The 19,520-nt window shown below is 72.2% G+C and carries 19 protein-coding genes and 1 tRNA gene; 17 read left to right on the forward strand and 3 right to left on the reverse strand.

Annotation, left to right across the window (positions count from 1 at the left end; all coding sequences use genetic code 11):
• Window positions 1-7: 7 nt before the first annotated feature.
• From pilM to R3E88_09965, 13 genes are all read left to right on the forward strand, one after another.
• The gene (gene pilM, locus R3E88_09905; protein ID MEZ4216777.1) at window positions 8-1,087 is read left to right on the forward strand and encodes a type IV pilus assembly protein PilM; all 1,080 of its coding nucleotides are present in this window, start codon (window positions 8-10) and stop codon (window positions 1,085-1,087) included.
• Window positions 1,087-1,674, forward strand: a complete 588-nt coding sequence (locus R3E88_09910; GenBank protein MEZ4216778.1) for a PilN domain-containing protein — start codon at window positions 1,087-1,089, stop codon at window positions 1,672-1,674. The genes pilM and R3E88_09910 overlap by 1 nt, the downstream gene beginning before the upstream one ends.
• 3 nt (window positions 1,675-1,677) lie before the next feature.
• A complete protein-coding gene (gene pilO, locus R3E88_09915; protein MEZ4216779.1) occupies window positions 1,678-2,328 on the forward strand; it encodes a type 4a pilus biogenesis protein PilO in 651 nt (216 codons plus the stop codon).
• A gap of 12 nt (window positions 2,329-2,340) precedes the next feature.
• Window positions 2,341-2,919, forward strand: a complete 579-nt coding sequence (locus R3E88_09920) for a pilus assembly protein PilP (protein ID MEZ4216780.1) — start codon at window positions 2,341-2,343, stop codon at window positions 2,917-2,919.
• 26 nt (window positions 2,920-2,945) lie between these two features.
• Complete coding sequence (gene pilQ, locus R3E88_09925) at window positions 2,946-5,918, forward strand: type IV pilus secretin PilQ (GenBank protein ID MEZ4216781.1); 2,973 nt, start codon at window positions 2,946-2,948, stop codon at window positions 5,916-5,918.
• A gap of 163 nt (window positions 5,919-6,081) precedes the next feature.
• Complete coding sequence (locus tag R3E88_09930) at window positions 6,082-6,669, forward strand: shikimate kinase (protein MEZ4216782.1); 588 nt, start codon at window positions 6,082-6,084, stop codon at window positions 6,667-6,669.
• The gene (gene aroB / locus R3E88_09935; protein MEZ4216783.1) at window positions 6,666-7,814 is read left to right on the forward strand and encodes a 3-dehydroquinate synthase; all 1,149 of its coding nucleotides are present in this window, start codon (window positions 6,666-6,668) and stop codon (window positions 7,812-7,814) included. Before R3E88_09930 ends, aroB begins: the two co-directional genes overlap by 4 nt.
• Before the next feature lie 23 nt (window positions 7,815-7,837).
• Complete coding sequence (locus tag R3E88_09940; protein MEZ4216784.1) at window positions 7,838-8,797, forward strand: hypothetical protein; 960 nt, start codon at window positions 7,838-7,840, stop codon at window positions 8,795-8,797.
• Window positions 8,794-9,168, forward strand: coding sequence for a hypothetical protein (locus R3E88_09945; GenBank protein ID MEZ4216785.1), 375 nt, complete (start codon window positions 8,794-8,796; stop codon window positions 9,166-9,168). The genes R3E88_09940 and R3E88_09945 overlap by 4 nt, the downstream gene beginning before the upstream one ends.
• A gap of 74 nt (window positions 9,169-9,242) precedes the next feature.
• Entirely contained in the window at window positions 9,243-9,689 is a 447-nt protein-coding gene (gene aroQ, locus R3E88_09950) for a type II 3-dehydroquinate dehydratase (protein ID MEZ4216786.1), read from the forward strand.
• A gap of 156 nt (window positions 9,690-9,845) precedes the next feature.
• The gene (locus R3E88_09955; protein ID MEZ4216787.1) at window positions 9,846-12,896 is read left to right on the forward strand and encodes a tetratricopeptide repeat protein; all 3,051 of its coding nucleotides are present in this window, start codon (window positions 9,846-9,848) and stop codon (window positions 12,894-12,896) included.
• A 52-nt stretch (window positions 12,897-12,948) separates the two neighbouring features.
• On the forward strand, window positions 12,949-14,262 hold the full coding sequence (locus R3E88_09960) for an AAA family ATPase (protein ID MEZ4216788.1): 1,314 nt from the start codon (window positions 12,949-12,951) through the stop codon (window positions 14,260-14,262).
• 112 nt (window positions 14,263-14,374) lie between these two features.
• Window positions 14,375-14,450: transfer RNA gene (locus tag R3E88_09965), tRNA-Gly, on the forward strand.
• A gap of 36 nt (window positions 14,451-14,486) precedes the next feature.
• On the opposite strand, the gene R3E88_09970 is transcribed toward R3E88_09965, so the two are convergent.
• From R3E88_09970 to R3E88_09980, 3 genes are read right to left on the reverse strand one after another with little or no spacing between them, the layout of a single operon-like run.
• Window positions 14,487-15,404: an endonuclease/exonuclease/phosphatase family protein gene (locus tag R3E88_09970; protein MEZ4216789.1), complete on the reverse strand. Its 918-nt coding sequence runs from the start codon at window positions 15,402-15,404 to the stop codon at window positions 14,487-14,489.
• Window positions 15,376-15,648, reverse strand: coding sequence for a hypothetical protein (locus tag R3E88_09975; GenBank protein MEZ4216790.1), 273 nt, complete (start codon window positions 15,646-15,648; stop codon window positions 15,376-15,378). Before R3E88_09975 ends, R3E88_09970 begins: the two co-directional genes overlap by 29 nt.
• 7 nt (window positions 15,649-15,655) lie before the next feature.
• A complete protein-coding gene (locus tag R3E88_09980) occupies window positions 15,656-16,279 on the reverse strand; it encodes a superoxide dismutase (GenBank protein MEZ4216791.1) in 624 nt (207 codons plus the stop codon).
• A 196-nt stretch (window positions 16,280-16,475) separates the two neighbouring features.
• Here R3E88_09980 and R3E88_09985 point away from each other — a divergent pair, with 196 nt between their 5' ends.
• From R3E88_09985 to R3E88_10000, 4 genes are all read left to right on the forward strand, one after another.
• A complete protein-coding gene (locus R3E88_09985) occupies window positions 16,476-16,649 on the forward strand; it encodes a DUF1328 domain-containing protein (protein ID MEZ4216792.1) in 174 nt (57 codons plus the stop codon).
• Window positions 16,650-16,967: 318 nt separating this feature from the next.
• Window positions 16,968-17,222, forward strand: a complete 255-nt coding sequence (locus R3E88_09990; protein MEZ4216793.1) for a Rho termination factor N-terminal domain-containing protein — start codon at window positions 16,968-16,970, stop codon at window positions 17,220-17,222.
• A gap of 195 nt (window positions 17,223-17,417) precedes the next feature.
• The gene (locus R3E88_09995) at window positions 17,418-17,879 is read left to right on the forward strand and encodes a hypothetical protein (GenBank protein MEZ4216794.1); all 462 of its coding nucleotides are present in this window, start codon (window positions 17,418-17,420) and stop codon (window positions 17,877-17,879) included.
• A gap of 47 nt (window positions 17,880-17,926) precedes the next feature.
• Complete coding sequence (locus tag R3E88_10000) at window positions 17,927-19,447, forward strand: OmpA family protein (GenBank protein MEZ4216795.1); 1,521 nt, start codon at window positions 17,927-17,929, stop codon at window positions 19,445-19,447.
• Window positions 19,448-19,520 lie beyond the last annotated feature (73 nt).

Raw genomic sequence — 19,520 nt, forward strand, 5'->3', positions numbered from 1 at the left:
GAGATCCATGCACCTGTCTCTGCCTGGTTTCGCGAAGAAGTCCCTCGTCGGACTCGACATCGGATCCTCGTCGGTCAAGGCCGTCGAGCTCGCGCTGAAGGGGAAGGGCAAGGGCTTCGAACTCCGCAGCCTCGGCATCGCGCCGCTGCCGCCGGAGGCGATCGTCCAGGGCGTCTTCCTCAACTCGAGCGCGATCGTCGACGCCATCAAGGAGGCGATCGAGAACGGCCGGATCAAGACCAAGGAGGTCGCGGCCGCCGTCGCCGGACATTCGGTGATCGTCAAGAAGGTGAGTCTCCCCGCCATGACGCGAGAGGAGCTCGAAGACCAGATCCAGTGGGAGGCCGAGCAGTACATCCCGTTCGACGTGAACGAGGTGAACCTCGACTTCCAGATCCTCGACACGAGCGACGGCGAGGGGCAGATGGACGTGCTGCTCGTCGCCGCGAAGCGCGACCTGATCGACGACTACGTGCAGGTCATCTCCGAGGCCGGTCTCGTCCCCACGTGCGTGGACGTGGCGGCCTTCGCGGTCGAGAACGCCTTCGAGGCCAACTACGAGGTCGAGGCCGACCAGACCGTGGCGCTCGTGAACGTGGGGGCGCAGGTCGTGAACATCAGCGTGGTGCAGGACGGGGTGCCGGCCTTCACGCGCGACATCAACACCGGCGGCAACCACTACACGGAAGAGATCCAGAAGGCGCTCTCGATCAGCTTCGATGAGGCCGAGCGCATCAAGATGGGCGGCTCGAGCCGCGACGGCGACCAGGAGGTCGTGCCCCAGGAGGTCGAGCAGGCGATTCGATCGGTCACCGACACCGTCGTGGGCGAGATCGCGCGATCGCTCGACTTCTTCATGGCGACGAGCTCCGACGCCCGCATCTCGAAGGTCCTGCTCTCGGGCGGCGGCTCGCGGATGGCGGGCTTCGACACCGCCTTCGCCGAGCGCACCGGCCTGACCGTCGAGGTCATGAACCCGCTCGCGCGGATGGTCGGGAGCAAGGGCTTCGACCCCGACTACCTGAGCGAGATCGGTCCCTCTCTCGGCGTGAGCGTCGGCCTGGCGACGCGAAAGGCGGAATTCTGATGATCGAGATCAATCTCCTTCCGCATCGCGAGGCCCGGCGGGTCGCCGACCTGCGCGAGACCGTGGCGGCGCTCGTCTTCGGCCTCGTGGTCGTGGGCGGCGGCATCTGGTTCGCCGAACGCGACATCGCGCACGACATGACCGCCGCCGAGGCGTCGGTCCGCCAGCTCAAGTCGAACATCGAGCAGTACAAGCCCCAGGAGCAGCAGGTCGCCGACTTCAAGACGAAGAAGCAGCGCCTGCAGGTGAAGCTCGACGTCATCCGGAGCCTCGACGCGGCGCGCAGCGGCCCGCTGCGGCTGATGGACGAGCTGTCCCTCCGCACGCCCGAGCGACTCTGGCTCACGAGCCTCAAGACGAGCGGCAACAAGGTGACCGTCGACGGCGAGAGCCTGGACACCGGCGTGGTCGCGGACTTCCTGCGCGGCCTGAACGAGTCCCGGTACTTCCAGAACGTCGATCTCGAGTCGACGTCGCGAGGCGCCGGCGTGGAGGGTGGCGTGAAGGTCGTGAAGTTCACGGTCACGGCCGAGATGGTGAACCCCGATCAGCCCGCGGTGACGAGCGCGAGCGGAGAGGCGGCCTGACCCATGGCACTTGAACTCGGATTCGACGTCGACGAGCAGCTCGAGAAGCTGTCGAAGGTTCCGCGAAGCGCGCGCCTCGGAGCCATCGGCGTGCTGCTCGTCGCGGTGGCAGCCGGGTACTACATGATGTCGTACCAGGAGTCGCGCGGGCAGGTGACGCGCCTCGAAGCAGAGGCCCAGGAGCTCCAGCGCAAGCTCAACAAGGTCCGCGTCGTCGCGAGCAACCTCGGCGAGTTCGAGCAGGAGGTCGCGGACCTCGAGCGCGATCTCGAGGTGGCGCTCAAGCAGCTGCCGAACCGCAAGCAGTTCGAGGACCTGCTGCGCGACATCAGCACGGCCGGCAAGAAGGTCGGGATCGACCTCAAGGGCATCAACCGCGAGAAGGAGCTCGAGCACGACTTCTACGCGGAGGTGCCCTTCAAGATCAACTTCGACGGCACCTACCACGACATCGCGAAGTTCTTCGAGCGGCTCTCGAAGCTGTCGCGCATCGTGAACATCGGTGCGCTCGAGATCAAGGCGGGGCGCGACGGCTCCAACTCGATCCTGACCGTGAACGGCACCGCGACGACCTTCCGGTTCCTCGCGGACGACGAAGAGCCCGCCAGCGACACCGCGGCGAGCACGCCGCCGGCGCGCGGCGGACGCGCGTAGGAGGGGGCGAGCGTGAAGACGAAGGCAGTGGGGATCGCGCTCCTTCTGGCGCTCTGGGCGCTGGCCGGGTGCGGCGGCGACGAGGTCGGCGGTCCGACGACGGCGGACTACGAGGCCGAGCGAGCGCGCGTCGCGGCGCAGGTCAAGAAGAGCGAGACGCGCGAGAAGCAGGCGGCCAAGGCGGCGCCCGAGGCGGCGCCGCCACAGGAGAGCCAGATCGGGAGCTTCGCGTCGGTGGGCGAGAACTACACGTACTCCGCCGAGGGACGACGCGACCCGTTCCAGCCGTTCCGGATCGACACGACCGCCGACGAGAGGAAGGGCGGTGGCCCGCTCGAGCAGTTCGAGCTCGAGCAGCTCGAGGTGGTGGCCCTCGTCTGGCGCGGCGACACCGCGCGAGCGCTGGTCACCGACCCGTCCGGCACGACGTACACCGTGAGGGTGGGCAGCCGGATGGGCAAGAACGAGGGCCGAGTGATCCACATCGGAGACAACCTCGTGCTCGTGAAGGAGACGTACGTCGACTACGCGGGCAACGAGAGTACGAAGGACGTCGAGCTCCGGATTCGCACGAGTCAGCAGGGGGGGTGAGCGCAATGTTCGCTCGGGAGAACGGGATGAAGAAGTGGGTGCTGCTCGCCGCTGTCGGCGTCGTCGCGGGTCTGATGGCCTGCGCGACCTCGCAGGCTCCGGAGGGCGCGGCAGCGACGGGCGCGGATCGGTTGTCGTCGCTGAGCGTGACGAGCGATGGCGAGTCGACGCTGGTCACGTTCGTCGGCGTCCGCGATGCCGACGTCGTGGTCGGCGAGCACAGCGATCCGTGGTCCCTCTCGGTCGAGCTCGGCGACGTTCCGATGGCGAACGCGATGTCGCCGGTCGCCGTGTACGACGGGCTCGTCGACCAGGTGTCGGCGTCGAGCTTCGTGGACGACGGCGGCGCGACCGCGACGCGGGTCGAGATCGCACTCGCACGCGAGGCGGCGCACGACGTCGAGGTCACGGAGGACGGCGTCGCGGTCCGCATCTTCGCGAGCGACGGCGAGCACACCGCCGAGGCTTCGGAGGCGGACGCGGACGAGAGCAGCGACGTCTGGGGAGAGGACGCGGCGCCGATGGACGCGGCGTTCGAACCGGCGTCGGCGGCCGCCCCGCCGGCGGCCTCTGCGCTCTCGGACGTGCGGGTCGAGGCCGTCGTCGGGGGTGTCGTCGTACACCTCGTCGCCGACGGTGCGATCGGCGAGATGCAGACGTTCGTGCTCGAGAGCCCCGACCGACTGGTCGTCGACCTGCCGGGTCTCGCCTCGACGGTCAAGCAGGGCCGTGTGCAGAGCGACTCCTCGGTGGTCTCGAGCGTCCGTGTCGGCGCCCATGCGGACAAGGTCCGCGTCGTCATGGACGGCGGCAGCGATGCGATGGGCTTCCAGGCGAAGCACCTCGCGCCCGCGCCGGACGGGCTCTTCGTGAGCGTCGGCGAGGGTGAGGCGCTCGAGGGCGCCCTCGCAGCGGCTCTCGCGGCGAGCGAATCCAAGTGGGCGGCATCCGCGCCGACCGAGGTCGCGATGGAGACGGAGTCGGCGCCGGCGAGCCCGGCGGCCGAGCTCGACGAGGAGCCCGGCTTCGCGATCGAGTCGGTTCGCGACGACGAGTCGTCCTCCGCAACGGACGAGCCGACGGCGACGCAGGCCGAGGTCGTGACGGTCTTCGGCGTCGAGTACGAGTCCGACGCCGCGAACCAGGTCGAGCGCATCGCGATCGTCGCGAGCGGCGCGATCGATCACGACTGGGTGGCACCCGACGCCGAGACGGTCGTGATCCGACTCCCGCACGCGGTGATCTCGAAGGAGGCCGAGGGGCGCATCGCGCCGCGCGAGGGCAGCCCGCTCTCGCTCATCTCGGTCTTCCAGCAGCCCGACGTCGAGCCGGCCGAGGTTCGCATCGTCGTGAAGCGGACGGCCAACCTGGTGCCCACCATCGCTTCGATGGGCTCGAACGTGCTGGTCGAGTTCCCCGCTCCCGCGATGGCACCGCCGGCGGCGGTCGCGCGCGCGACGGAGAGCGACGATCTCGAGGTCGCCGCTGCCGACGAGCTCGAGGCCGACGCGTCGCTCGATCCGACCGAGCCGCAGATGCCGACGTCGCCGAGCGTCGTCGAGGACGATCTGCCGATGATCGAGGACGTCGCGGTCGCGACGCCCGTGGTCGCGGTCGCCGAGGAGCTTCCGCTCGCGGCGGTCTCGAGCGCGAGCTCGCCTCCCGCGTCGCTCGAGCCGCCGGCGGCGATCGAGGTCCTCCAGGAGGGCGGGCTGATCGACGGCAAGCAGTATCGCGGCCGCCGCATCTCGCTCGACTTCAAGGATGTCGCGATCGCGGACGTGCTGCGCCTGATCGCCGAGGTGAGCGACCTCAACATCATCTCGGGTGACGAGGTGCAGGGCAACGTCAGCATCCGCCTGGTCGACGTCCCGTGGGACCAGGCGCTCGACGTGATCCTCCTGACGAAGGGCCTGGGCTTCGTCCGCGTGGGCAACGTGCTCCGGATCGCTCCGGCGGACGTGCTCGCGCAGGAGGAGGAGGTGCGCCTGCAGGAGCGACGCGCCAAGGAGAAGCTCGAGGACCTGGTCGTGAAGCTGATCCCCGTGAACTACGGGGACGTGAAGTCGATGCAGGGGCTCGTGAAGCGCCTGCTGACGTCGCGCGGCAGCGTCAACCTCGACGAGCGCACGAGCACGCTGATCGTGAAGGACATCGCCTCGGTGGTGGACGAAGCGACCGCGCTCGTGGGCGCGGTCGACACCGAGACGCCGCAGGTGATGATCGAGGCCAAGATCGTCGAGGCGAAGCTCGAGTTCTCGCGGGAGCTCGGCTCGGTCTGGTCGGTCGGCCGCAACCAGCTCACGGATCCCTTCGACTCGTCGAGCCCGATCGACGCGACTCTCGGGAGCAAGGACTTCCGCTGGGCGCCGTCGAACTTCCGGTCGCTCTCGAACTCGAACAACGTGAGCTTCCTGAACAACATCACGGCGACGCCGACCGGCCTGCTCAACCTCTCGGCCTTCATCCTGGACGAGCAGTTCAACCTGGACGTCCAGCTGCAGGCCGCCGAGGAGTCGGGCAACGGCAAGGTGGTGTCGAGCCCGCGTGTCGTCACGCTCGACAACACCGAGGCCGAGGTCGAGCAGGGCGTGTCGATTCCGTTCCAGACCTTCGAGAACGGCGACGCGAAGCTCGAGTTCATCGACGCCGTGCTGTCGCTCAAGGTCACGCCGCACATCACCTCGAACAAGAGCATCATCATGAAGATCGAGGTGACGCGCGACGCGCCGGACGCGACCGTCCCGACGCCGACGGGCTCGCCGGCCATCGCCAAGAACCAGGCGAAGACCGAGACGCTCGTGAAGGACGGCCAGACGCTCGTGATGGGCGGCATCTACACGATCGACAAGGCGCTGCGGCAGACGCGGGTTCCGTACCTCCACCGCATCCCGATCTTCGGGACGGCGTTCAAGAGCAAGGAGGTCGACGACTCGCGCCAGGAGCTCCTGATCTTCGTGACGCCGCGCATCGTCGTGCAGCCCGAGATGGCGAGCTAGCGCACGGCCGATCTCCGGAGGCGAGCGCCTCCACCGGTTCCCGCCTTCCCAGAGGCGAACCCGAGGCGGGGAAGGGCTCATGGCCCTTCCCCGCCTCCTCGTTCGGTGCGCCGCGTCCGTCGCGGGTCGTTCCGCGTTCGCACGTCGCACCTATACTGCGCCCATGTCCGAGCTGGAGGGGGAGCGCGCGCGAGGAGGATCTGTCGCCTCGGGCGCGGTGTGGCTCGTCGGGATGATGGGCGCGGGCAAGTCGACGGTGGGTCCGGTGCTCGCGCGCGCCCTCGGGCGCGCCTTCGTCGACACCGACGAGGCGATCGTCGCGAGCGCCGGCCGGTCGATCTCCGCGATCTTCGAGCACGAAGGGGAGGCGGCGTTCCGCGCGCGCGAGCGCGCGGCGATGGCCGACGCGGCGAGCCGCGCTGCGGTGGTGGCGCTCGGCGGCGGTGCGATCGCGCAGGACGGCGCGCCCGCGTGGCTCGCGGAGCGCGGCGTCGTGGTCTATCTCCGCGCGACGCCGCGCACGCTGTGCGCGCGCGTCGGCGACGCCGCGGATCGTCCGCTGCTCGCGAGCCTCTCGGCGCCGGAGCGGCTCGCGCGCATCGAGGCGCTGCTCGCGGCGCGCGAGCCGGCCTACGCTACCGCCCGCGTGGTCGTCGACGTCGATGGCCCCGGTGCGAACGGAGATGCACCGCAGGTCGCCGCGCGCATCGCCGCGCGCCTGCGCGCGCTGCCGGACTGGGAGGACGGGTGAGCTCGAAGGGCAGGGGGGGCCGCCGCACCGCGGCGGACGCGCGGAGCACGGCGGGCTCTACGGGCGAGCGGCGCATCCGCGTCGCGCTCGGCGACCGCAGCTACTGGATCCACATCGAGGCGGGCAGCCTCGCGCGAGCGGGCGACGCCATCGCGGCAGCGACCGGCGCGAAGCGCGTCGCGATCCTCACGGTGCCCGAGGTCGGGCGCCGCTACGCGCCCGCGCTCACGCGCTCGCTGCGCGCGGCCGGCCTCGCGGTCGATCGCTTCGACCTGCCCGACGGCGACGCGACGAAGAACCTCCGCCAGGCGGAGCGCCTGTACGGCGCGCTCCTCGCGGCCGGGCTCGACCGCAGCTCGGCGCTGGTCGCCCTGGGCGGGGGCATGGTGGGCGATCTCACGGGCTACGTCGCGGCCACCTACCTGCGCGGCATCCCCTTCGTCCAGGTGCCGACGACGCTGCTGGCGATGGTCGACGCCAGCGTCGGCGGCAAGGTCGCGGTCAACCTGAAGCAGGGGAAGAACCTCGTCGGCGCGTTCCACCAGCCGCGTCTCGTGTGGATCGATCCCGCGACGCTCGCCTCGCTGCCCTCGCGCGAGCGCGCGGCGGGGATGGCGGAGATCATCAAGGCCGGGGCGATCTGGGACGCCCGCTTCTTCGCCGAGCTCGAACGGAGGGTCGGCCATGCGTTGGCGCTCGACCCCGGCGCCCTCGTCCCGGCGATCGATCGGGCGTGCCGCATCAAGGCCCGCATCGTCTCGCGCGACGAGCGCGAGGGCGGGTTGCGGATGCTGCTGAACTTCGGGCACACGCTCGCCCACGCGGTGGAGAAGCACTATCGCTATCGCCGCGTGCTCCACGGCGAGGCGGTCGCGATGGGGATGGTCTACGCGGCACGCCGCTCCGAGGAGCTCGGCCTCGCGCCGGAGGGCACGCGCACCCGCCTCGAGGATCTCGTCTCGCGCGCGGGGCTCCCGACGGCGCTCCCGAGCTTTCCACGGCGCGCTTATCTCGATGCCCTGAGCGTCGATAAGAAGAAGCAGGATCGACGCATCCACTACGTCGTCCTGCGACGCATCGGCCGCGCGGAGACGCGGGCGATGACGCCGCAGGAGATCTATCCCAAGCGCGGGCGCGCGGCCTGATGCGGGCCGCGCGCGGAGGAGCCGTGGCACTCCGAACGGACGTCGAGGAGATCGAACGGCGGGTCGAGGCCGATCCGTCGAGCGCGGAGTTCGCGATGCTGGCCGAGCTCTACCGCCGCGCCGGGAGGCTCGACGATGCGCGGCGTGTCGCCGTCGCGGGGCTCGTCGCGCGCCCGGACGACGCCGCCGGCCGCATCGCGCTCGGGCTCGCACTGCTCGACCTCGGCGAGACGGCGGCGGCCCGCTACGAGCTCGAGCGTGCGATGGGAAGCATGGCGGGCGGCGCGTCCGAATCGCTGTTCACGCCGGCCGACGGCGAGGCCACCTACGGCGGCGGCATCACGAACGCCGGTGGCGCGCCCGCGCCTCCCGCTTCGGACTCGCCCGCGCGGGTGCTCGCGTCCGACGTCGAGTCGCTCCCCGACATCGAAGCCGTGGCCGCGGAGGCGCGGGCGGACGCTCCGTTCGGAGCCGCACACGCGCTCGGCGCCGACGCCGTCGGTGAGGACGAGCTGGAGGCGGCGTTCGCCGAAGCCGCCTCGGTGCGCGAGGAGATGCGGGACGCCAACTCGATCGCCGCGGAGGCGATGATCGCGGGGCGTCTCGACGAGCCGGAGGGCTTTCCGCTCGAGGACGTGGAGGCGCTGTCGGCCGTCGAGCTCGAGCCGTTCCAGATCGACGATGCGGCCGTCGCACCGCGCTTCGCGACCGCGACCATGGCGCGGCTGCTCGCCGAGCAGGGCAACCCGGCGGCGGCCGAGCGCATCCGGAGCCGTCTCGCCGAGCGGGCGCCCGAGGGCCCGGTCGGCGGCCGCGCCATCGAGCTGGACGCGGCCTCGGCGCTCGGCCTAGCATCCCCGCTCCGCGCGGACGCCGCGGAGCCCGAAGGCGGGTTCGCTCCCGCTGCGGACGGGGCGCGGCGCGCGCAGCTCCTCGCGACGCTCGAGTCCTGGCTCGCGAACCTGCAGAGGGGGCACGCATGAGCTTCGAGGCCTCGCTCCGGGCGATCGTCGACGGTTGCGGCGGCGGGATCGCGGCTGCGCTCATGGGCGTGGACGGCATCCCGATCGCACAGGTCGAGGCCTCGGGTGGAGGGGGCCGCGCCGAGCTCGACGACATCGCGATCGCGGGCGTCGAGTTCGGACGCATCCTCGAGGAGGTGCGCAAGGCGTCGGACGCGCTCGCGGGCGGGCCGGCGCGCGAGTGCGTCTTCGCGCTCCAGCGTTTCACGGTCGTGATCCACAGCGTCGACGAGGAGAACTTCGTCGCGCTCGCGCTCCTTCCCGATGGCAACCTCGGAAAGGCGCGCTATCTGATCCGCCGCCACCTGCTCCCGATCCGCGACGAGCTGTAGCCGCGTCGTGCTCCGCGGTCCGCGGCCCGAGGCCGGCGCGGCCGGGGACCCGGGCCCGCGAAGGAGCCGCGACCGTGACCGCATCGCCGCGCATCCTCGTCCTCCACGGTCCCAACCTGAACCTGCTGGGCGAGCGCGAGCCCGACGTGTACGGCGCGACGACGCTCGCGCAGATCGACGCCGCCCTGTCCGAGCGCGCTCGCGCGGCGGGTGCCGCGATCGAGCCCTTCCAGTCGAACCACGAGGGTGCACTGATCGACCGGATCCACGCGGCGCGGGGGCGCGAGCAGGGGATCCTGATCAACCCCGGAGGCCTCACGCACACGAGCGTCGCGCTCCGCGACGCCCTCGCGAGCGTCGCGTTGCCCGTGGTCGAAGTCCATCTCTCGAACGTCTTCGCCCGCGAGCCCTTCCGGCACCACTCCTACGTCTCGGGCGTCGCGATCGGCGTCGTCTCCGGCTTCGGCGCGCAGAGCTACGCGCTCGGCCTCGACGCGCTCCTCGCCCACCTGCGCGACTGAGTCCGGCCGGGCCGGGCCGACCCGGTCGCCCTCGTCCCGTCCCCATCCTCAAGTGGCCCGGTCCCAACGTCCGATAGGGCGGAGAGCGGGTGTTCTGCACCCGATCTGCCTTCTTGCGGTCGGCGAACGGTGCGGGGGACGAGGGGCCTCGTGGCAGTGAACAAGCGGAAAGTCCTGGAGGCCGCGCGCAAGTACGCCCAGAAGGGCGCGAAGCAGAAGGCCCTCAAGGAGTACCAGACGCTCCTCAAGCTCGACCCCCGGGACGCCAAGCTCCGGCTCGAGATCGGGGATGCGCACCGCCGCTGGGGCGAGAACGAAGAGGCGATCGGCTACTACACGAAGGTCGCCGACCAGTACCAGCAGGACGGCTTCGACGCGCGCGCGGTCGCGGTCTACAAGCAGATCCTGAATCTCGATCCCAAACGTTATGTCGCGTACGTGTCGCTGTCCGAGCTCTACCAGCGGATGGGGCTCGACGCCGAGGCCGTCGGTGCGCTCCAGAGCGCGGCCGACGGCTACCACAAGGAAGGCAAGAAGCGCGAGGCGCTCGAGCTGCTGCGCAAGATGGCGCAGCTCGACCCGACGAACACGACGAGCCGGCTGAAGGTGGCGGAGCTCCTCCAGGCCGAGGGGCTCACCGACGACGCCGCGCAGGAGTTCGAGGCGGTCGCGGAAGAGCTCGCGAGGCAGGGCGAGCCCGGCCAGAGCGAGAAGGTCTACGAGCGCGTGCTCGAGGTGCAGCCGGGCCGCGCCGACGTGCTGATCCTGCTCGCGCGAAACGCGATCGCGATGCGCAAGCCCGAGCGCGCCGAAGGCTATGCGCGGCGCGCGGTCGACGCGTCTGCCGACGAGGCCTCGCTCGAGGTCCTGTGCGACGTCTACAAGGCGCTCGAGCGCACGGAAGACCTCGTCGACGTCACGCGGCGGCTCGCGAAGCTCTACCGCGATCGCGGCGACGACGACATGGCGCGCACGATCATGCAGCGCCTCCCGTCCGTCGGCTCCGCGGGGCTCGGCGCGGACGTCTCCGACCTCGGCCATGCGCGCGACGAGACCGACGATGCGCTGATCGAGGACGACGAGCTGCTCGACGACGAGCTGCTCGTCGACGACGGGACCGACGTCTTCGAGCTCGGCGCCCAGGACGATCTCGGCGGCGTCGCGCCGGGCGACCTCGGCGCCGGTGCCACGGCGCCGGATCTCGGCGACGACGGGCTCGGCGACGGTCTCGAGGACGAGCTGATCCTCGCCGACGAGACCGAGCCCGACACGCTCGTTCCCGACGACGACACGCCGCTTCCGCAGGGCGACCCCGAGCAGCTGCTCGCCGAGGCGAGCGTGTACCTGCGGTACGGCAAGACCGACCAGGCGATCGCGAGCCTGCGTGCGGTCGTCGCGGACGAGCCGGGCCATCGCACGGCCCTCGAGAAGCTCGGCGAGGCGCTGTGCGCGACGGGCGACGAGAGCGGCGCCGTCGCGATGTGGACGACGGCCGCCGAGCGCGCGCGCGAGGAAGGCGACGGCGAAGGCTTCGACGTGCTCCGCAGCCGCATCGCCGAGCTCGACGCCGCGGCCGCCGACGCACTCTCGCCCATCGACGCGAGCGACGACGCCGACGTCGACCGCGACGATGCGCTCTTCTCCGACGCCGACGTCTCGGAGGTCGCCAGCGAGGTCGGCGACTCCGCGCTCGCCGACGAGATCGAGATCGACCTCGATCTCGACGACGACACGACGGACGAGGTCTCGACGCCCGGCGCGACGAGCGACGGCGACAACAGCACCACGACCGCCCAGCAGGTGCGCGCCGATCTGGAGGAGGCCGAGTTCTTCTTCCAGCAGGGCATGTACGACGAGGCGGGCGAGGTCTACGAGCGCATCCTGCGGATCGCGCCGAATCATCCGAGCGCGCTGCTGCGCATCGGCGAGATCGCCGCGTCGCGCGGCGCCGATCCGACGCGCGTGCCTGCGACGAAGGCGGACCCCGGCGCGACGCTCTCCGGGAGCGACATCGCCGACGAGGACACGCACTCGGAGCTCGACGTCGCCGCGGACGAGGCCGACGGCATCGAGATCGACGTCGACCTCGACGACTTCGAGCACGCCGACGAGGGCGGTGTCGACGACACCGAGCCCGACCTCGCCGCGTCCTCGGGCGCCGAGCCGGCGCTCGACGCTTCGGAGCTCGCCGCCGCGCTCGACGCGGTCCGCAAGCCCGCGAAGCCGGCGGCCGCACCCGATCCGGCGACAGAGGTTCCGGTGGCGCCCGCGATCGCGGCGGCTCCGGAGCCCGCTCCCGTCGCGGCCGCCGAACCCACCGCACCTCCGCTCGCCGCGGCCGCATCCGCGGACGACACGTTCGACCTCGCCGCCGAGCTCACCGACGCCCTCGCCGACGACGATCCGAACGACGCGAGTCGCGACGGCTCGCTCGCAGGTACCGAGGAGGAGGCGTTCGCGAGCCTGTTCGAGGACTTCAAGCGCGGCGTCAGCCAGACGCTCGACGACGGCGACTACGAGACGCGCTACGACCTCGCGATCGCGTACAAGGAGATGGGCCTGCTCGACGACGCGATCGCCGCCTTCCAGGTGTGCGTCGCGAGTCCGAGCCGCGCGCTCGACAGCCTCCAGCTGATGGCGCAGTGCCAGCTCGAGGTCGGCCGCCCGAACGACGCGATCGGGCACCTCGAGCAGGCGCTGTCGAGCCCCGACGTGCCGAACGCGCGCCGCGCGGGCCTCTTCCTCGACCTCGGTCGCGCCTTCATGGAGAGCGGCCAGTACGACCGCGCGCGCACCACCTACGAGAACGCGAGCGAGCTCGACCCGCGCTTCCCCGGGCTCGACGACGCGGTCGCCGAGCTCCTCGAGCGCATCAACGAGACGTCCGCCGCGCGCGCCGAGCGGGAGGCCGCGGCCTCCGACGAGGCGTTCGAGACGTTCGACGATCTCGTCGCCGATGCGCAGGCCGAGGAGGCCGCGACCCAGGCGGCATCCGATGCCGAATCCGAGGCGCCGGCCTCGGGCTTCGAGAGCTTCGACGACGTGATCGAGGAGGCCGAGCAGGTGCTCGCGGACGCGGACGTCGAGCTCGCCGAGCCGGACGATGCGCCGGTCGACGCGGCGGACGAGGACGTTGCGATCGAGCCCGAGCCGGCGGTCGAGCCCGCGCCGAAGAAGAAGGCGAAGAAGAAGATCTCGTTCGTGTAGCGGCGCGCGTCGCCCGTGCGCCGAACGACGACTCCGACGAATCGAGGGACCCGTGGAGCATCTCTACCACTTCGAACTCGCGCAGGATCCGTTCCAGAACGAGCCCGACCTGCGCTTCTACGTCGAGAGCGAGACGCACCGGCGCGCTCAGCTGCGCATCGATCGCGCGCTGCGACAGAGCAAGGGGCTCGTCGTGCTCACGGGCGAGGGTGGCACCGGCAAGAGCCTGCTCGCGCGCCGCCTCTTCGAGGGCCTCGAGGAGGAGATGTTCGAGTCGGCGCTGATGGTGATGATGCAGGGCACGGCCGACGCGACGTCGGTGCTCCGGCGCTTCGCCGCGCAGCTCGGCATCGAGAGCCCGCCGTCCGAGCGCGCCGCGCTGATCGGCATGCTCTACGAGCAGCTCGCGATCGTGCGCGAGGACGGCCGCCACGCCGTGCTGATCCTCGACGACGCGCACGTGCTCGGACGCGAGGCGATGGCCGAGATCGGCGGCCTGCTGAATCTCGAGTACGAGGGGCGGCGGCTGCTCTCGCTGCTGCTCGTCGGTCTCCCGGAGCTCGATGCGATGGTCGCGAGCATCCCGTCGCTCGGGGAGCGCGTCGACGTGCGCGTGCCGCTCCAGCCGCTGTCGGAGCGCGAGGCCCGCGCCTACGTCGAGCAGCGCCTCGAGGCCGCCGGCGCGACGAGCGAGATCTTCGACGACGAGGCCGTCCTGGCCCTGTTCAAGCTCGGCGGCGGTCGTCCGCGCCGCATCAACGCGCTCGCCGACAACGCGCTCTTCGAGGCCTATCTCGCCGGCCACAAGTCGGTGGCCGCCGGCGACGTCGAGAACGCCGGCCGCGACCTCGCGTTCGATCCCGCTCCGATCCTCGCGCCGAAGCCGCAGCCGAGCTCGGCGCGCGCCGTCGCGCGCGCCCCCCGGTCGCCCGCCGCGCCGCCCGACGAGGCCCTCGGCGCAGCGACCGAGATCGCGATCCACGAGCCGTCGGACGAGCCGCTCGACTTCGTCGCTCCCGCCGCGCCCGCGCGCTCGACGGCCGGCACCCCGCGCGGCGCCGCCGAGGCGACGATGCTCATGGGCGCCTTCGCCGACCCGTCGAGCGACGACGCCGAGGCCGACCTGACCTCGCTGCTCGACGACGGCGACGACGACGCGGTCGAGCTCGCCGGCGCGCTCGCAGAGCCCGACGACGAGCTACCCCGCTTCGGTGCCCACAATGCAGGCGGCCCCGAGGCCGAGGCGACGCGCATCGCGCTGCCCGACGAGGAGGACGAGCTCGAGCTCTCGGGCCCGATCGCGAGCGCCGAGATCACCGACGCCGACGAGATCGACGACCTCTTCGTCGAGCTGCTCGACGACTGACCCGGCGGGCCACCGGCCGCCGCCCATCCGCTGGAGGCGCGGCGCCGGGTGCCGCGCGACACGTCGCCGCGCTCTTGCCGACCCGCGCGCCCGGTGCCAACCTCGGGCCGGCGCGCGAGTAGCTCAGTTGGTAGAGCATCAGCTTCCCAAGCTGAGGGTCGCGAGTTCGAGCCTCGTCTCGCGCTCCATCTTTCCCGCGGTCGCCGCGCGGTGGTTCGTTCCATTCACTGGTTTGCTCTCCGCGCTCGACCCCGCTTGGCGCACGGCGCGGTCCGGGCGGCCGACCCGAGCGCGACGCGCAGCGGCAGGTGGTCGGAGATCCCGCGCACCGACGACATCCGAAGCGCGGTGATCGAGGCGGCGCACGCCCGCGGGAGACGGCACGCGGCGCGATCGAGCGGGAGGATCGGCCGCCGGCTGGGAAAGGTCGCGACGCGCGACAGCGGGCCGGCGATGCGCGCGAGCGGCGCGAGCTGGCCGGCCCACGGCGTCCAGTCGTTGAAGTCGCCGAGGAGCACGATCGGCCCGCCGGTGTCGGTCGCCTCGAGGTGCCGCGCGAGCTGGCGCGCCTGGTGGCGGCGCTCCGAGCTGCGCAGGCCGAGGTGCGTCGCCACGACGCGCAGCGAGTCGCCGCCGTCGAGCGCGAGTCGCGCGTCGATCGCACCGCGCGGCTCGCGCGGGAGCACGGAGAGGTCGAGTCTCTCGAGATGTGCGATCTCGATCGGGCGACGGACGAGCAGGGCGTTGCCGAATCCAGTGTCTAGGGTCGGACCGTGCACGCTTCGGTAGCCAGCCGCCGACGCCAGGCGCTCCCAGTCGCAGCTGCAATGGCGACGAAACCCGCATCCGGCTTCGCATCCCGCGTCGTCGCGCGCGACGTTGCGTCTGCCGGGATTGCGGGCACCGCCCGGTTCGCTGGCGAGACGGCGGTCGGGGCCGTCGACCTCCTGGAGCGCGGCGACGTCGGCGTCGAAGGCGCGCAGGGCGCCGAGGGCGCGCCGAGGGTCGCGGCGCCCGTCGTCGCCGACCCACGCGTGCACGTTCCACCCGACGAGCACGACGCGCATTGCCTCGCTTGCGGTGCGAGGCGACGGGCGCTGCGCACGCGGGGCGTCAGGCGCCGTCACTCGGGTCTCCCGCATCGCCGCCCGCGTTGCGCCCGGGGCCGCCGCCGAGGGCGGTCACGACCGCGCGGCCCGAGGCGGGAACGCGCTGCGACTCCGCGCACGCCGCGTGACCGCACGCGCACGCGGCGAGCGCCGCGTCGGGCGAGTCGTCGGCGTCGACGTTGCTGCAGTAGCCGCTGCAGTAGCCCGCGCCCTCCGGTGCGGCGCAGCCGCACGCCTCGTGCGCGCACGTGCGTCGGTCGGTGGCCTGCGTCGTCACGGCGCGGTCACCGACCGCGCGCGCCCGCCGCGCGGCCGGGCGTGGACTCGGAGGCGAGGTTGTTCGCGACGAAGTCCCAGTTGAGGAGGTGGTCGAGGAACGCGTCGACGTAGCGCGCGCGCTCGTTGCGGTAGTCGAGATAGTAGGCGTGCTCCCAGACGTCGAGCGTCAGCAGCGGGACGAGGTCGCGCTGGAGCGGGTTCTCGGCGTCGGAGCTGTGGACGACCGCGAGCGCGCCCGAGGCGTCCTTCACGAGCCACGCCCAGCCGGACCCGAACTCGCCGTTCGCGGCTTCGGCGAACGCGGTGCGGAAATCGCCGAGCGATCCGAACGAGCCCTCGATCACCTCGAGCAGCTCGCCGGACGGAGCGCCGCCGCCTCCCGGCTTGAGGCTCAGCCAGTAGAAGTCGTGGTTCCACACCTGCGCGGCGTTGTTGAACACGTCGCCCGAGCTCTTGCGCACGAGCGCGGCCAGGCTCTGCTCGGCGTCCGGCGTGCCTTCGATCGCCTTGCGCAGCTTCGCGAGGTAGCCCTTGTGATGCTTCTCGTAGTGGAGGTCGAGCGTCTCGGCGCCGATGTGCGGCTCGAGCGCGTTCTTCGCGTAGGGAAGGGGCGGGATCTCGAATCTCACGTTCTTCTCCTCCGGGTGCGGGTCGGCACTCCGCGCGCGGTGCGGCTGCGCCACGCGCTCCTTCTCGGCCGACGCTTCGGCCTCGAGACAGCAGCAAGCGACGTGCCGTCGCACGCGCGACCGCAGCTGGCACGTGACTCGCATCTCCCGACCCGAAGGCTCCGCAACGGAGTCCGCACACACGGAGGTGACGCGCATGCTCTCCTGGTCCCTGACGTTCTTCATCGTGGCCCTGATCGCCGCGACGCTCGGCTTCACCGGCATCGCGGGCACGGCCGCAGGCATCGCGAAGGTGCTCTTCTTCGTGTTCCTGGTCGCCTTCGTGATCTCGCTCATCGCAGGCAGGCGTCCGGGGCGGCCGGTCGTCTGAGTCGCGCGGCCGCCGGCGAGGCGTCGTTCGTACAATCGACACGCCTCGCGCCCCGCGGCGCGCGCCGGCCCTTGCCGCCCTGCGATGCGACGTCGTGCGCGGCGGCACGGACCTTGCTCTTCCACTCCATCGAGCGAACGAGAACGCCCGTGGCGGTCGGCGCGCGCGACGACGCGCGCGGTCGTCCTCGCGGGCTCTCGTCGGAAGGAGGTTCGACAGATGGCATCGAAGGATCGGGACGAGGGCGCGGTGCGACGCGCCGCGAAGACGGCCGCGGACTTCGCGATCGGCGGGACGGCGCTCGCTGCCGACCGCGCGATCGAGACCGTCGACGAGGCGGTCGACCGCGCCGGGAGCGCGTTCGAGAAGGGCCGGCGCGAGGCGCGCAGGCTCGCCGACGACGCGAAGCAGGCGGCCCGGAGCGCCACCCCGGGCAGCGACGACACGGACACGCGCCCCTACGAGGAGCGGACGCGCGACGAGCTCTACGCGCTCGCCGCCGATCGCGAGATCGAGGGTCGCTCGACGATGCGCAAGGACGAGCTGATCGCCGCGCTGCGCGCCGAGCGGTGACGCGGGGATCGGGTGCGCGGGAGGCGTCGCGAGGCGCGGCCCGCGCTCGCACCGGGAGCGCATCTGCGCACTCGCGCGGCAAGCGCGTCCATGCGCTCGCACCCTCGCACCGCTCGCACCCTCGCACCGCTCGCACCCTCGCACCGCTCGCACCGCTCGCACCCTCGCACCGACAGGGAGGAACGAATGACACGAATGACGACGACCGCAGCGAGTGCGATCGCGACGGGCACCGCACTGCTCCTGGGCTGCGGAGGAGACGCGCGCGACGCGTCCGATGCGTCCGCCGAGCACGTGCAGGAGGAGGCGCGCGAGGCCGTCGATGCGGCGGCGAGCTACGTCGCGGCGCAGCGGGAGGAGCTCGTCGCGCGCGCGCAGCACGCGGTCGACGATGCCGCCCGCCAGATCGACGAGGCGCGGCGCGAGCTCGCCGGCCTGCCCGACGATGCGCGCGGGCGTCTCGAGCCGGCGATCGACCGCGCACAGCGCGCGCGCGACGCGCTCGCCGACGAGATGGGCGAGCTGCGCGAAGCGGGTGCGGACGGATGGGATGCGGCGCGCAGCCGCGTGTCCGACGCCCTCGACGAGATGGCCGAGGCGCGGCGCGAGGTGACGGCGGCGCTCGCGGGCGACGACGGAGAGTCCGCCGCGTCGTGAGAGGGCCCGCGGCGCGATCACGCGACGACCAGATCGGAGGAGGAGACATGCACGCACGAACCCTTGCTCGCGCGCGGCCGGTGCCGGCCGCGCGACGCGGCTCGCTCGTCGCGACATCGGTCGCGGTCGCACTCGGACTCGCGTGTGCGACGTCGTCGCTCGACGTCGAGCCGATTCCGCTCACGGCCGATCCGGGCAACCGGATCACGCAGCTCGCGCTCGACCTGTCGGCGGCGCGGAGTCGCGAGATCGACGTGCTCGCACCGGCCGGCATGGATCACGCGCAGTCGGCGCTCGAGCGCGCGAGCTCGCTGCGGCGCGAGGGCGAGGACGTCGCGGCCATCCTCCACCAGGTGGCGGTCGGCGACGCGGCGCTCGACGCGGCGGAGGCATCCGCCGACATCGCGCGCACGACGCTCGCGCCGGCCTGGAACGCGCGCTCGCGCGCGCTGCGCGCCGGCGCGTACCGGCTCGGCGAGCCCTTCGAGGCGGCCGAGTCGCGGCTCCGCGAGCTCGCGCGCGCGATCGAGGACGGCGACGTGGGCCGAGCCCGCGCATCGCGCGACGCGCTCGCGTCCCGCTACAACGCGCTCGAGCTCCGCGCCATCGAGGAGCGCACGCTCGGCGACGCGCGGCGCACCCTCGAGCGCGCGCGGGAGGAGGGCGCGCGCGAGCGCGTGCCCGAAGCGGAGGCGCTGGCGGCGGCGGAGCTCGACGAATCGTCCGCTTTCATCGAGTACCACCGCCATGCGGACGCCGCGATGCAGCAGCGCGCGGAGGTCGCGGCCTTCCACGCGCGCCGCGCGCTCGCGCTCGGCCGCGCAGCGCGCGGCGTCGAGGAACGGAGCGCGGAGGCGACGGTGCTCGCGCAGGAGCAGTACCTGCGCCAGCTCGGCGAGCGCCTCGGTCTCCCCGACCTGCGCGACGTCCCGATGGACGAGCGGCGCAACGCGATCGAGTCGTCGGTCGCGTCGCTGCGCCGCGATCGCGATTTCGTCGTCGACCAGAACGCGAGGCTCCGCGAGGAGCTCGCCGCGTCGCGCGAAGAGGTGGCGCAGCTCGGCGGGCGCAACCGCGCGCTCGCGCGCGAGCAGGAGCTCGACGCGCTCTTCGAGCGCGCGCGCGATCGCTTCGAGCCGGACGAGGCCGAGGTCTACCGGCAGGACGGGCAGCTCGTGATCCGGCTGCGCGCGCTCGACTTCGCGGTCGGCGAGGCGCAGATCGAGCCCGAGGCCTACGCGCTGCTCGCGAAGGTGCAGCGCGTGATCCGGATGTTCGGGAGCCCCTCGGTCACGATCGAGGGACACACGGACGCGACGGGCGGCGCGGCGCTGAACGAGCGTCTCTCGCGCGAGCGCGCGCGGGCGGTGCGCGCGTATCTCGTCGCGAACCACGCTCTCCCGAGCTACCGCATCGTGGCGGTCGGTCGCGGCGCCGCCGACCCGCTGGCCCCGAACACGACGGCGGAGGGGCGCGCGCTCAATCGGCGCATCGACGTCCTGCTCGACACGCGCCGCGTCGTCACGGTCGCCGCCGCCTCGGCGGGCGCCGCGCGGTCGCTCGAGTGAGCGACCGCGCGCGGTCCGCCCCCTCGTCGCGGTCCGCCCGCCTCGCGTAGGATCCGCTCCGCGCCGCGCGCCC

The organism is Myxococcota bacterium, from assembly GCA_041389495.1.
Classification (GTDB): Bacteria; Myxococcota_A; UBA9160; order UBA9160; family UBA4427; genus JAWKRT01.

Bases quoted from the DNA above. Each gene is read 5' to 3' on its own strand.
- R3E88_09945 (MEZ4216785.1), top strand. From the start codon at position 8,794: ATGAGCTTCGAGGCCTCGCTCCGGGCGATCGTCGACGGTTGCGGCGGC.
- R3E88_09985 (MEZ4216792.1), top strand. From the start codon at position 16,476: ATGCTCTCCTGGTCCCTGACGTTCTTCATCGTGGCCCTGATCGCCGCG.
- R3E88_09930 (MEZ4216782.1), top strand. From the start codon at position 6,082: ATGTCCGAGCTGGAGGGGGAGCGCGCGCGAGGAGGATCTGTCGCCTCG.
- R3E88_09970 (MEZ4216789.1), bottom strand. From the start codon at position 15,404: ATGCGGGAGACCCGAGTGACGGCGCCTGACGCCCCGCGTGCGCAGCGC.
- R3E88_09910 (MEZ4216778.1), top strand. From the start codon at position 1,087: ATGATCGAGATCAATCTCCTTCCGCATCGCGAGGCCCGGCGGGTCGCC.
- R3E88_09995 (MEZ4216794.1), top strand. From the start codon at position 17,418: ATGACGACGACCGCAGCGAGTGCGATCGCGACGGGCACCGCACTGCTC.
- pilQ (MEZ4216781.1), top strand. From the start codon at position 2,946: ATGAAGAAGTGGGTGCTGCTCGCCGCTGTCGGCGTCGTCGCGGGTCTG.
- pilO (MEZ4216779.1), top strand. From the start codon at position 1,678: ATGGCACTTGAACTCGGATTCGACGTCGACGAGCAGCTCGAGAAGCTG.
- R3E88_10000 (MEZ4216795.1), top strand. From the start codon at position 17,927: ATGCACGCACGAACCCTTGCTCGCGCGCGGCCGGTGCCGGCCGCGCGA.
- pilM (MEZ4216777.1), top strand. From the start codon at position 8: ATGCACCTGTCTCTGCCTGGTTTCGCGAAGAAGTCCCTCGTCGGACTC.